The sequence below is a fragment of the Vibrio coralliilyticus ATCC BAA-450 genome, assembly GCF_000176135.1.
Lineage (GTDB): Bacteria > Pseudomonadota > Gammaproteobacteria > Enterobacterales > Vibrionaceae > Vibrio > Vibrio coralliilyticus.
The window spans coordinates 244,579-257,592 of sequence record NZ_ACZN01000018.1 but is presented as its reverse complement, the minus strand read 5'-3'; the positions used below and the strand labels follow the sequence as shown (position 1 = coordinate 257,592).

The following is a 13,014-nucleotide window of genomic DNA, read 5'->3' as shown; positions in this document are numbered from 1 at the left end:
AGCCATTTCATAGTTATTGCGACAGCATAGGTACTCCTTTAGTTACCCGTTTCAAGGCTCCGTATGTCAATCTAGAGGAGAGGTTCTTATGTCACTCAATATTAGCGGCACTTTTGACCGCACCATTAGCGATGCTCGCATTGAACATGTAAAGCAAGCAAATACAAAAGAAGAAGCTACCTACATGGGGCTTTGGGATAAAATCAAAGATTGGTTTTGTGGAACAGATAAAGCTCAAGCGCTTGCGCATCTATATGAAATCACACATGAAGTTGATGTTGAAACTTCTGAGTCAACCTCTAAGAAAATGGAAGCATTCTGCAAGCTGAATCAATTGGCGGGTAGTGGCTTTACTAATCGCTTTCAAGGAGAAGTTATCGATAACCATGATGGCACATACAGTTTTGAGTTTGAAATCACGGATGTGTTGGAAAAAACACGTGTGAATTATGGTGAAACATCGAAAGAAGCGGATTGTATCCTTGGGCGAGAGCTGACGAATCACTCACAATATTTGCTTGTGGATAACGTCAGTCGCAACGGGCTACAGGACGCATTGGATCGTGTATCATTTAACGATGAGAACGATACGTACCAAGGTGTTACGTCTTCCAAACAAAAACAACTAGCGACGGAACGCCTCAGCCCACAGGCAAAAAATCAGATGTCTAGAGACAGCCAACTTGCTCAAAATTGGGTAGCAGTGCAAATGAAATGTGTGGATCACTTCTCTGATCAACGTGCTCGTCTAGAGCAGTTAGAAGGGGCGGGGAATGGTACTCCAAGAGAATGGGTGCAACGAGGGTTAGCCTCACTCAATCAAATTCACGACTCCGTCAACAAGTACTTTGCAGGCCAACAAGAACCCGTTGAACCTATGTCACTAAGCCGAACATCAATAAAAGAGATAGGTTTGAAGTCAAAACCTTTACCACCAACTCAGGTAGAGAGGTTATTGCCAACACTGACTCTACCACCAAGAAATGACGAAGCGTGGAATATGGGACGCGATGAAGACGGAGAAAAACGCTACCGTGATATTGGGCTAATTGTTCATTTACTAGAATCGTTGAAGAATTATCAAAATACTCGCTGCGAATATCAGGCTGAGCCAAACTTTCAATACAAGGCTGAGAGCGGCGGCGTGCGATCAGATTTTCATCGTGCTGGAGACATAGCAAGAGAGCAATTTTTTAACGCTGCAGCCGCAGCAGGATACGACCTCAACAACCAAGAGATTTATCGACAAGTCGATCATATCGCTGGAATGTATCATTCACTGAATTATGAGTCGCTGTTGACTACAACTGGTACTTTACTGAGCTAACCAAAATAAGAAAACGGAAGGCGCTGCCTTCCGTTTTTAGTTTATTTCAAACAATTTTAAAAACTAGGTTTCACTTATTTCTAGTTATTAGCTTATCGCGAGTCAGACTCTGCTGTAATGTGTTCTAAGTCAATGAGATAGGGAGGAATGGTATAAGCAGAACCGTTAGGTATGTCCCCAATCAAACTTTTGTTCGCCAGCATACCAGATGGAAGTTCTCCGCTTTTGTTAGCAATATCAGGACGAAGCAGCTCAATCCCTTCAATAACATTAGGGTTCTGGGCGCTTGTTGCAATAATCCCGTTTAACATGCCTGACATCATCATCGCCTGTTCTGCTACCTGAACAACAGAATTACGGTAGCTTTGATCGGAAAGATCCTGCGGCTTACTAGGATGAACAACTTGTAAGTGCTCGTTGATTCTGTCTCTACTTACAGATGTAGTTGCTCCCATTAACGGAACGGTGCCTTTTTCATCATTGTGATAGTAACTTTGCTCGAAGTTCATGTTTCCTAAGCCAAAGTCCACATCAAAATGATGGCCGCCTTTTTCCTTTAAGTAAATCAAGCGGGAGATGTCCGAAAAATGCTTGATGCCGTCCCACTTATCACTACCACCTTTTTGTAAATGGTCACATGCTTTTCTAACCATATTATTCAGTTCAGATTTAGACAGTACACCCGGCTCCGGTTTTGGTAGCGGTTTCTTTCTTAAACGATCGAACGTGCTTTGTGTTGGGTCTGGCTTAAACATCGTATCAATATCACAAACCTCGTACCCGTTAGCACGCAGTATGGTCCTTTGCGTATCTCGTTTGTCGATTTCTTCCTCTATGATCGCGTCACGTTTCATGAGTTCAGCTTCTAATGAAGAAGAGTACCACATGCTGTGCTTAAACTGGCTCCCCTTAGATTTGTCTGCAGACTCGAGCAGGACATGCATCGCTTCCTGGCTCATCGCGCCACCGGACCAAAAACGATGAATGGTTTGTGGAATAGGTTTGCTCTTATTCGTACCAATCTCTACACCCGCTACTGTAGAAAGTATGTCTAGTATAGGTTGGCGTCGATGATCTCCTTGTGAAGTGAGATCTATTTTCGCCTCCATATCTCCAACGACATTAAAGTTGTTTTGACCTGCTTTCGGCTCGTAATTCTGTACATTTGCCTGCTCGTGTTTATGTTGCTGAAACTTCGCTTTATGATGAGCGCTGCGACCGATGATTGGATCGTTCTCTTTACTTTGACTCGCTTGTAGCGGTTTGCTCCCTATCACCTGAGGAATACTCTCAGTTATAGGTGAAGCACCTTGCGGAGGTTGAGAGGAAGACATACTCAAGTTGCTTGTGGTTACTCCTGTTACTTCACCGTATTGTGCGCCTGATGATTGACTGGTAGAAGCAGTAGAGGAGGTAGCAATACTATGATTAGCTTGAATTTCGGGCATAACTTATCCTCCCAATTGAAGTTCATGGTGAAGTAACGCTAACTTGCTAGTAAATCCTCGGAAAACAGTCTCTAAACCATTTTCCTCAACTAACGTTTGTGAACTGACCAAAGCTTTGAGCTCGTAACCGTCGTCACCTAAACCCAAAGTGACTTGACCACCTTCAACGCCTTCTAGCGGAGGTATAATTAGAGAGAGTACGGGAGCTGCGTAATCCATCAGTTTGGAGTTGGTCAGATCTGGTAATTGGCTCCAAAACCACAGGCCGCTATTCATCCTCGATAACATGACATCAGGCAATCCCTGAATCTGAATCGCCAGTGTATTTTCGGCGTGCAAATCACGCAGTGTTTCCGGTGACAATCCTATATTCACCAAAAAGTGACTGATCAATGTATCCAGTTCCTGATTTAGAACAGGTTGTGAGTTCATCGAGTGAATTGGAGGAGGCATAGGGCTACTCTCGTGTTGAAATATGACCTATTCACGTTATAACGTGCCCAGCAAACTCAATATCTAAACTCATGTGACTTTTATTAAAGCTGGTCTGACCTAATCCATTAAAAACTCAGCATTACTGCAATTTCTTATGCGGTACTTACAACAAAAAAACGGAAGGCAATGCCTTCCGTTTTTGCTTCATTACAAACTTAAAGTTTGATTTGCTGTAGCGTTGGTTTCCATCTCGCGTGTGTTGCTTCATCTTCAGGTGTCACGCCAACGTTGCGACCATCCAGAATGTTAAGCACATAACGCTTGTTGGTGCCATCGACGTAGCGACTGATCAGCTTGTCGTCTTCCCAGAACCATTTTTGAGCAAGGTTAGAGCTACATGACTCAACGGTTAGGTTCTTATCATCAGAAACCGTCAGACAACGATCTGGTGCAACACGGCTACGGTAGCGCTCATCGCTATCTAGACCCCAAGTCTGGTTCCAACTTCCGTGACAGCTCCAGCCATCCACTTGGCCACCCTCGGCTTCTTTATCACCATTGGTACCATAAACGTCTAGGCACAAGTCGTTGTTGCTTAGCGACTGCAAGGTCACATGAGCCTCAGCTTCAAACAGTGGGTGACTCCAGTCTATACGAACTGTACGTGGAATTGACCATCCTGTCGTTGCCCAACCGCCAGGGCCATACACAGAGAACAGTGCTGATGGGATAACATCACCATAGCGTGCTTTAGCAATGAACTTCGCGCCAATCTCGAAATCCGTAGTTCCGGTCTGAGAGACAGGAGCTTCGTATATGACGTCATAGTTAGGCTTGAAGTTAGCGTAAGAGATTGGATTGAATTTCGATTTATCGAATACCCATCCGCTTCCCCAGTGTGCTGACGTAAAGTAGCAGCCAAGTTCTTCACGGCGTAGCTCTTGACACTCATCAAACTCACGCTCAAACGCAATTTCAAAATCGCTTAAAGAAGAACGGTTGTTCACGCGGTAGTCTTTGGTATCAAATACCAGTGTTTTTTCATTCTTATAGCTGAATGAACCGCTCACTTCTGCACTGACTTTAGGGCCATCTTTGCCAACTTCCGCACCGGCTGAGCCGTTAATACCGATCGAATAACCGTGGGTATCACGGTGTTGGTAGTCTTTGTTTTCGTTATGAGGGAAATCGCTGACTTTCTTAGGTACGTAACCAGACACTGGTTTAACCCATAACTCATAGCTACTCGCAAATGGGCCAATGTACGTGCGACGATTCGCCCAGCTTTGGAACCAGCTGTGATCTTGTTGAAGATCATCAACGAGGTGGAAGCCTGTACCCGCTTTATCCGCCTCAACAGTAAAACGTACGATCTTAGCGTCTGGTGTGAAGCCTTGCGAAGTAGAAGACTGAACCGAGCGCATCTGTGATACGTTGACGCGAATATCAACCGATGCGCCTGCGTTACACCAATCTCGCTTCGTATCGAAATCTTTACTCGTATAAAGATTACACGTTAGCTTTGAGCTGGTGATGTAGTAGACCTTTTCAACAACAGGGACGTAGTCGTCCGCGAACGCATTGACAGAAGCAGCAAGCAAAGAAAGAGTGAAAATTGTAGAGGTTTTCATATTACTCACCTCCAAAGCCAAGACGGTCAAGGGCATGAACCAAAGACTGGTTAATACTATCCAACTCAGCCGCTGGGTTATTCACTGGGTCACCATTCTCATCGCGGACGTCTGCAACAATGGAGTTGATGATGTTATCGCCTTGATACATGCCAGTAACCACAACAGGTGCATCACTGCCAAGCCCAGTTAACGATTGGCTAAGGTCAATCTTGGCATCTTCACCTGAGACTTGTCTCAGGTCAATGACGACCGTATCACCTTTAACGACATGTGATTTTGCCAGCGCAATATCATCATCTGATGCAGTTCCTACATTGATGTAGAGCGCATCGGTTTTAGCCAAATTTCCGTTGTAAAACTGAGTTGATTGCTGATAGTGCTCAGTGATTGACTGTGAAACTTCACTCTCACTTCCAAGTATCTGAATATCAGCAAATGCATGTGCAGCAAACAAAGAAGAGAGTAGGGTAAGTGTCCCTAACACTTTAGTTTTGTTATTGTGCATACAAAAATCCTCGTAAAGAGTTATTACTTAATAACAATTCAAACGTCAGTTAACTTTCCATGATATTTTGTTGTCATCCTTGAACGAGAATAAATACCTCTTGGAACCAAGCTATATTCCAAATCAATCCCCGTGTTTTATTTAGTAACATGATAAATAGATTTCCGAAAAGAGATTTTTTAGATGGTTTTACTGAATTCTTATGACCATCAACTAACACATAATGTGATCTCCATTCAGTATGCAAGTGTTATGAACCCTCCTCGTGATTGCTCACAAATGATACAGATATTGTTCTGTTAATGATCTAAATGCGATTTTTATTATTTAGAAAAAGAACCTAAAAAAGTAGATTTAAAATTGAATTTATCACACCAATTTATTTATAAATCATTGTTATAAAACAATTTTAAATCCATGCGCAAGTTTTAGATTCCGATTATCAAAACAATCAATAGATCTTAATCTAGTCATAAATATAATTTCATCACTTACACGTCTCAAAAGTGATAATATTAAACACAACAATAAAGTATTTACTCTAATTAAAATTCAAACATCAATTTGATTTTTAGTTAAAAATCAAAACATAGATCACAAACGTTTCTTATAGGAAACTTTAAATATTTTTCTTTTTTATCGTCTGCTCTAATAAGCCAGATGGATTTTTAAGGATGATTATTTAAATACGGTGTTCAGTTAAAACCAATACTTTAAAATCAACTAAATTAACAGGTTCTAATTTAGTAATTTTATTTAATATAAATATTAACAAGAAAAAGGGTTGAACAAACTCAGGTCAATACCTGATATTGAGGGGTACCTAGAACGAGGAGATAAGAGAGGTGAAACTTGGCTGGACGAAGCCCAACCAAGTAGATAGGCGTTAAGGTCTATTCGTTAGGCAACTCATCGCAATAGAAAGGGCCACTAAACTCTAGTAATGCTTGAGGCATGTGTATCGATTCTTCCAATTGGCCGAAATCATACAGAGAGAATTTTACATCCGCTTTCATCGACTTCATGTACTTTTGTTCACCACCAAAAATGATTACGGAAGGAAATTCAAGAGGATAGAAATCATCTAAATTAGATTTTGCTTCCATAACCATTTTGTACCTGAGTTTGTTCATTTCAACTTTTAGGTAGCCAGCACAAGAATCATATTCACGCTTGACTGATAGATTTCCAATGGCGGGATAAAAAATAAGGTCGTAGTTGTCTGAAATGTAGCGTCCAGCCCATAGCTCTATGTTGGAGTTACCAATTTTAGCGCCTGTGAACATGTAGTAGAGATCATCGGAGAGTCCCATACTATAAACCATGCCTGCACTCGACTCTTTGTCATACCAGCCTTTATCAACCTGAGCATAACCGCTTCCAAAAAGAGACACGTCACCATCAGAGAAGCTGTATTGAATTGGTGTTCCTACAGTATAAAGAAACCATTTGCCTCCGACACCGGGCAATTCTGGAATGATACCAAATGGGGTCTGCCCTGGGTTTAATCCTCGCCAATAATGAGCATGCTCGCCATCCCAACGCATTGAGAAATGGAAGTCATTGTAGGTCACTTCAACCGAGTCTTGATTAGCGACGACAATCCCCGGGATTTCATAGTGAAAAAGCGTCGCATCATCAAAACCTTTCATAATGAGCTCGTCACGGAAGATATCGTACTTAATGGTTTTTCCATTGAGTGGGGTAAAAGCAAGGTGAACGTACGCTTTGGGCGTTGGCTCATCAAAATCAGGCGCTATATAGCTCTGGAGGCTGATTTTGAAATAACCCACATCCGGTACCGCAACATTATAGAACCACTGTTCTGCCCAAGTTTTATCTGAGCTTGGTACATGTGGCCGAATATCATCTAAGGTAGTCGCAGACACAGTTAGACTCAGCAGAGAAAACGAAGCTGTGACGGCAAGCAAAATCGATTTGAGATTCATCGTCTGGTGTTCCTTTAAATCAATAGAGGATGAGTAAAGGGAAATAAGTATTGATGCTGAATCGGCCACAAGGAGTTCTCCCCGTGGCCAATTCACAATAGCTAGCGACAAATACGAGCGTCGGTGAAATACAGCCCAGCCTGACATTGTGTTCCAGACTGACAGTGCTCATCTGTCTGGCAGTAGCATTCCCCACGGACGTTACATCCCGGCGTTAAATAGTCATCCATAGGGATATCACCACTCACGCGTTCCCAGAAAGGATTAGTAAACACGTTGTAAGGGTCGAGCTCGGCTTTAGCTTGTAAGAATTCTTGCCACATAGGGAATCGAGAAGGCATGTCCTCGAAGATCGCAACCGAGTTCTTGCCCCAATGAGGTCGCGCATCATACTTACGCAGTGACATCTGCTCTATCTCCAGATTCACAAAGTAATTCTTCGATTCCTTTTTACCTTCTTGGCGTAATGTGTACTCGATACCCACAAATGCGGTTTCGCGACCAGCACTCATACCAATATAGCTGTCTGACGCTTGACCAAATCGGAAGTAAATACCATTGAGGGGGAAGCACGTTCTTGGGTGAGCCGCGACAATCTCTCGTACGTCACGAATCCAGTCAGGCAAGCGCTCAATATCAATGGCTACTTCCTGAAGTGCGATAGGAAGCCTGTCCCAAATACATTTGTTGGGATCTTTGCACTTGAAGTACTGCATTTGATCAGAGTAACCAATAGGTTCACTCACTTTTTTGCCCGTATTACTATCGCGGAAGTAAGACTTCGCTCTGGCGTTATAGCGCGCAACGGCGGCTAGACATTGCAATCCAGTACCCGGAAATTCGTGGGCTGCATTAAATAGCAAACCGAAGAAAAATTCCTCTGCATCAGACACATCCGCCTGAGCATTATAAGCTTCACCTTGCGTCTCCAATGGAACAGGGTTGTACAAGGTGGTGGTATAGCGGCCAAGGCCCGGGAACCAAGCTATATTGGCGGAGTAGTTGCTGCGAGCGATGTCCAGAACAACATCTTCCAATCCGGAATCGTCACGATACCCTGTCACTTCTGCTTTGACTTTGAACGCTTCCTCGATAGCCAGCGTGACTTCAACGACGACACCCAGCACGCCCAAGTTGACGCGAGCAGCGTTGAGTAAATCGCCGTTTAATACACGAACGTCTCCCTGACCATCAACAACTTTAAGCTCAGTCACATAGTCCGCGAGCATATTGCTAGGTTTTTCCAATGTTGATCCATGTGTACCACTGCCAAGCATACCGCCGACGGTGAAGATGGCTAACTCAGTGACCATATTGATCGCGTAACCTTGTTCACGAAGAAAATCGTTTAAATCGTTAAACCTCATACCCGCTTCAACCGTCACACGTTTGTTCGCGGCGTCGAAATGGACGATCTTATCCATGTTCTTGAGCGTGAGTTGAACTTGATCATCACCCGCGCAGGCGGCATCGATCTGGCTGGCAAACTTACGATTACCCGTCATCACTTTCTTGTCGCGTATCAGTGCATCTTTAACGATGGCCTGAACGCCTTCAATGGATTGTGGGTCATAAACCGCTTCAGGGTGACAGGTATAGGTCCCTTGATAGTTGGAGATTTCGCGTTCGGGCTCGCTCGTTTGAAGCGCAAAGGCTGTTCCTAATGCAGCCGATATTAAAGTAGCGCCGAGCGCGAGAGTTCTTATTCTCATTAAATATTCCTTATTTAAAAGCATCGTGACATTGAGCTTCATCAGCTCGAAATTGAAATTAGGTATCAGCCAAATCGTGGCAATATTTGTTGTTCGATAACTTCCCGAACGGCACGTCGATGTTGAGGAGCTCGACTGCGGAAGAACTCGCCAACATTGGCTTGGTATCCGTCAAGCGGTCTTGGCCCTATCTCTGGAACCCAAAGCGCATGATTCGTTGTCGCAAAATTGAGTTGGGAATGACCTAAAATGGCAAGCGGGCCTTGAGAGAGGTTTTTCGCATCAAAAATCCAGATTTCTTTACCGTTGCCAATGGTGTTGGTTGGCTCCTTACGAACTACCGCAGTAAAGACGTAACCGTCATCTTGAGCGTAGCTACCGGGTCTCGACATAAACTGAGGCGTTCGCATTACACAGTCAGCAGGAAATTGATAAGCATCGGTGACTGTCATCTTTTGACAATCCATATGGACGAGTGCGGAAGGCTGGTCTTCTTGAGGTAACGAGTCATTGGTAAACAGGCGGTTAGGGTATTGCTCGTACGTATCCGCGACACGCTCAACAACATGGTCTTTTCTGTAACCCACAGCGGCCCAGTAGATATGGTCAAACTGTTCAGGGAATTGGAAATGACCTCGGTAAGCGGGATCGTTCATATCCCAGAAAAGCTGGTCATCTCGAATTAAACGAAAATCACCCGTAATTTCACGTACTGAATCAGATTGAACTTGAATGCGCGCGCGAACGAGGCCACCCACATCCACCGGTGCGGCAGGATAACCTGCGAGCGAATCACTGACTCTTCCGCCGAAGAGCAATCTATCTCGAGTATATTGCGGCTCAGATTTATCCATCGCGCCCAGATATTGCCCATAGAGCGTAATTTCGTTCTCATGGTCATCGTAATTGCACATGACATCCGAGGTATCAAAGTTAAGCTCAATGTAATCGGCGGTGACAATGTCACGATTTGAGAGCAGGTCTTTCTTGCGGATAACCCATACAGGCGTGCGATGTTGCTGAGCGTAGACTGAACGGATACCAATCATTCTTAGCGGCTCAACTTGTGCCGCTGTTTCAAATATCAGGACATGATGGCGGGTGACACCCAGTGAATGCGCAGTCGCAGCGATAAATGCTGGTCGGCCATCTCGTCCGACGATATCCCAACCTTGAAGGGCGCTTTTTTTATCCCACTTCAAGAGTCTGATAAATCCATTCTTGGTCCCCGTATTTGAAACGTTACCCCCATAGTTGATGGTAAAACACTCGTCTGATTCGAGGTCAAAGTATGGGTGCCCAGTGGTCCGTACCTGAGGAAATAGCCATTTTTCCGGCGTCAGTGCGTCCATCCATGGTGGTAAACTGCTACGCCATTCATCGTAATGACCGATGGGCGTAATGAGATCTAATGTTGTCGCATCAAATTCATAAGGAACGCCGCCTTCGTAACTTAAAGCGAAGCGGTTATCACCAAGGTAGTTGGGTGCGGTATTACAGTAGTTCACAAATCCCATAGAAGGGCTGTAATACGCCATACCACCGAGTAATTTGAATCTATCAGGCCAATAGTGGATGTGCTGTTGCATGATAGCAGAAGGGGTGTCGATCATTTTGCGCATAAACGACACTTGCCCAAGGGAGAAATCCAAGCGGGTCAGCGCACCACGACCACTCGGGCTAAGGTGATCCCGTTCGAGTGGAATGCCTTCAGCAAAGAACACATGGCCCATAATGTCATTGGGTAATTGCCCGTAAAGCAAGTTTAGGTTGCCCGAAGAGGGCGTGAAGTCTGCTTGCATTATCGACTCTGGGAAAAGTGAGTGATTCACAGTCGGTGAAGCGAACAGCTGCCCAGGCACAAGAGTAACACCCGCTAATCCCTTTAAAAAAGTACGTCTTTCCATAGCTCTCATCAATAAGTAATTGGATGCATATATTGGAAAGTAGATGAGATTTATAAAGTGTATTGAGGAATGTTAGAAATTATGAATTGTGGCAGAGAAGTGGTGCAATGACTCTAGTCGGTTACACAGTGAAGCATCAATAACATACTGAAAATCTGTTACTTTTATCATTATTCAATTTCTCAAAACCATTAGTGACAACGTCACAAAATTTATTCTAATCACTATCTTTTCATATGCACCGTCTATTACTACTCGCTATTCACATTATCCTTGCCTATCTTTATTGAGTGTTAAAACAGTATGAGCATTCAGCTGTGACTGGCTGTACTCGTGCTGAATAAAGAGTGCGTGTACCCCAAAGTCCTTGAAGAGAGAAGGATGTCATACACAGGGCACTCTTAACTTAGATGTAAGGTACCTAACGTATGCATGTGAAGAACCTTTCGATCGGCAAAAAAATTGCCTTAGCGTTTGTCGTTATCGCCGTAATGAATTTGGGCTTCGGCTTTTTAATGCTGAGTGAACTAAGGAACATTAAAGCCGAACTCCTCAACTATACCGACGATACACTGCCTGCTGTCGAGAAAGTCGACTCTATTCGAGACCAGATGTCGTTATGGCGAAGAGCTCAGTTTGCCGCCTTTGCGATGAGTGATCCTGCAAAAGTTCAATCCACCATTTCAAGCAACGAGAACATTCGTCAGGAAATTAATAAAGGGCTCAGCGCCTACGGAAAGACCGTTTGGCCTGGTGAAGAAGAACAAACCTTCAAGCGACTAGATAAGAAGTGGCAAGGTTATCTGGCGACGATGGACTCATTCAATCAAGCCATGTCCAACATGGACAAAGAAACCGCTTACCCCATATTGGCTAACTCACTCGGTGAGTTTGAGAGCATAGAGGCTGACATTAATATATTGGTCGACATTCTCAAAGGTGCAATGAACAGTAATCGGGAAGCGATTTTATCGTCAGTCGATGGCTTAAGCCGTTCAGCAATGATCATCAATGTTTTGATCGTCGCAGTCATGGTGATTATGACGATGTTTCTGACCCGACTTATATGCGGTCCTTTAGTTGTCGTTGTTAAGCAAGCCAATGCAATCGCCGAGGGGGATCTGTCTAGAACACTGGATCGCTCAGCGATCGGTAACGATGAATTAGGTGAGCTGGCTGATGCTTCGACCCGAATGCAAAGCAACCTCAGAGACTTGATCAACCAGAGCGTCACAGTGGTTCGCGAGCTCGGGCGCGCAGTCGATGACATGACGCATACATCGAACAAATCAGCGCGTGAAATGCAAGATCAGCAATCACAGGTCACCCATGTTGCGACGGCGATGGGGGAAATGAAATCCTCTGTGGCAAATGTAGCTCAAACCACAGAAGTCTCTGCTGAAAAAGCCAATGACGCGAATGGCAAAGTTCAAGAAGGGGCACGTAATACCAAAGCAATGGTCGGTTCTATTCAAAATGTCGCACAGATCATGGGGGAAGCGGGTGAGAGTGTTGCCGAGCTTGAACAACAATCGAACCAGGTTAATACCATTGTCGATGTGATCCGAGACATTGCCGATCAAACCAACCTGCTCGCACTAAACGCCGCTATTGAGGCAGCACGAGCGGGTGAATCTGGACGAGGTTTTGCTGTTGTAGCAGACGAAGTTCGTACACTCGCCGGGCGTACACAGGCTTCCACAAGTGAAATCACCGCAATCATCGAGAAACTTCAGGCTATTGCCAGCCAGGCAAAAGAAACAACCGATCGTTCGCGTCAGCAAATCGAAACGTGCGTCGAGCAAGGTAATCAGTCTCAAGAACTTATGACCGCGATTCGTGGCTTCATCTCAGAAATAGCTGACATGGGAACGCAAATAGCCAGCGCGTGTAATCAGCAGGATAGTGTGGCTGAGGAGCTCAGTTCAAATATTGAGAGTATTAACATGTCTGCTCAATCTGTTTCTGCTGGCTCTGAAAGCACCGCACAGGGTTGTCAGGAGCTCAGCCGCCTGTCCGCCTCGCTCCAGCAAGCGATGGGTAAATTCAAATTGGATTAGTGATTCAGACGAATACGGTCTGGAATAGGGAGGTTTT

9 protein-coding genes are annotated in these 13,014 nt (G+C 44.5%); 2 read left to right on the top strand and 7 right to left on the bottom strand.

Features of this window, described 5'->3' with window-relative positions:
• Positions 1-88: 88 nt before the first annotated feature.
• Positions 89-1,327 (top strand): hypothetical protein, encoded by a 1,239-nt coding sequence (locus VIC_RS20590; protein ID WP_006962207.1) that lies wholly within the window; start codon positions 89-91, stop codon positions 1,325-1,327.
• A gap of 92 nt (positions 1,328-1,419) precedes the next feature.
• Here VIC_RS20590 and VIC_RS20585 read toward each other — a convergent pair whose 3' ends face one another.
• From VIC_RS20585 to VIC_RS20555, 7 genes are all read right to left on the bottom strand, one after another.
• Complete coding sequence (locus VIC_RS20585) at positions 1,420-2,775, bottom strand: hypothetical protein (protein WP_006962206.1); 1,356 nt, start codon at positions 2,773-2,775, stop codon at positions 1,420-1,422.
• A 3-nt stretch (positions 2,776-2,778) separates the two neighbouring features.
• The gene (locus tag VIC_RS20580) at positions 2,779-3,228 is read right to left on the bottom strand and encodes an InvB/SpaK family type III secretion system chaperone (protein ID WP_006962205.1); all 450 of its coding nucleotides are present in this window, start codon (positions 3,226-3,228) and stop codon (positions 2,779-2,781) included.
• 197 nt (positions 3,229-3,425) lie between these two features.
• Complete coding sequence (locus VIC_RS20575; protein WP_006962204.1) at positions 3,426-4,841, bottom strand: leukocidin family pore-forming toxin; 1,416 nt, start codon at positions 4,839-4,841, stop codon at positions 3,426-3,428.
• A 1-nt stretch (position 4,842) separates the two neighbouring features.
• Positions 4,843-5,349: a hypothetical protein gene (locus VIC_RS20570; protein WP_006962203.1), complete on the bottom strand. Its 507-nt coding sequence runs from the start codon at positions 5,347-5,349 to the stop codon at positions 4,843-4,845.
• An 893-nt stretch (positions 5,350-6,242) separates the two neighbouring features.
• A complete protein-coding gene (locus VIC_RS20565; protein WP_006962202.1) occupies positions 6,243-7,298 on the bottom strand; it encodes a hypothetical protein in 1,056 nt (351 codons plus the stop codon).
• 101 nt (positions 7,299-7,399) lie between these two features.
• On the bottom strand, positions 7,400-9,010 hold the full coding sequence (locus VIC_RS20560; protein ID WP_006962201.1) for a D-arabinono-1,4-lactone oxidase: 1,611 nt from the start codon (positions 9,008-9,010) through the stop codon (positions 7,400-7,402).
• A gap of 65 nt (positions 9,011-9,075) precedes the next feature.
• Positions 9,076-10,917: a carotenoid oxygenase family protein gene (locus tag VIC_RS20555; protein ID WP_006962200.1), complete on the bottom strand. Its 1,842-nt coding sequence runs from the start codon at positions 10,915-10,917 to the stop codon at positions 9,076-9,078.
• 428 nt (positions 10,918-11,345) lie between these two features.
• On the opposite strand from VIC_RS20555, the gene VIC_RS20550 reads away from it, so the two are divergent.
• On the top strand, positions 11,346-12,977 hold the full coding sequence (locus tag VIC_RS20550; RefSeq protein ID WP_006962199.1) for a methyl-accepting chemotaxis protein: 1,632 nt from the start codon (positions 11,346-11,348) through the stop codon (positions 12,975-12,977).
• The last annotated feature ends 37 nt before the right edge of the window (positions 12,978-13,014 follow it).

Bases quoted from the DNA above. Each gene is read 5' to 3' on its own strand.
- VIC_RS20550 (WP_006962199.1), top strand. From the start codon at position 11,346: ATGCATGTGAAGAACCTTTCGATCGGCAAAAAAATTGCCTTAGCGTTT.
- VIC_RS20585 (WP_006962206.1), bottom strand. From the start codon at position 2,775: ATGCCCGAAATTCAAGCTAATCATAGTATTGCTACCTCCTCTACTGCT.
- VIC_RS20555 (WP_006962200.1), bottom strand. From the start codon at position 10,917: ATGGAAAGACGTACTTTTTTAAAGGGATTAGCGGGTGTTACTCTTGTG.
- VIC_RS20580 (WP_006962205.1), bottom strand. From the start codon at position 3,228: ATGCCTCCTCCAATTCACTCGATGAACTCACAACCTGTTCTAAATCAG.
- VIC_RS20570 (WP_006962203.1), bottom strand. From the start codon at position 5,349: ATGCACAATAACAAAACTAAAGTGTTAGGGACACTTACCCTACTCTCT.
- VIC_RS20590 (WP_006962207.1), top strand. From the start codon at position 89: ATGTCACTCAATATTAGCGGCACTTTTGACCGCACCATTAGCGATGCT.
- VIC_RS20575 (WP_006962204.1), bottom strand. From the start codon at position 4,841: ATGAAAACCTCTACAATTTTCACTCTTTCTTTGCTTGCTGCTTCTGTC.
- VIC_RS20565 (WP_006962202.1), bottom strand. From the start codon at position 7,298: ATGAATCTCAAATCGATTTTGCTTGCCGTCACAGCTTCGTTTTCTCTG.
- VIC_RS20560 (WP_006962201.1), bottom strand. From the start codon at position 9,010: ATGAGAATAAGAACTCTCGCGCTCGGCGCTACTTTAATATCGGCTGCA.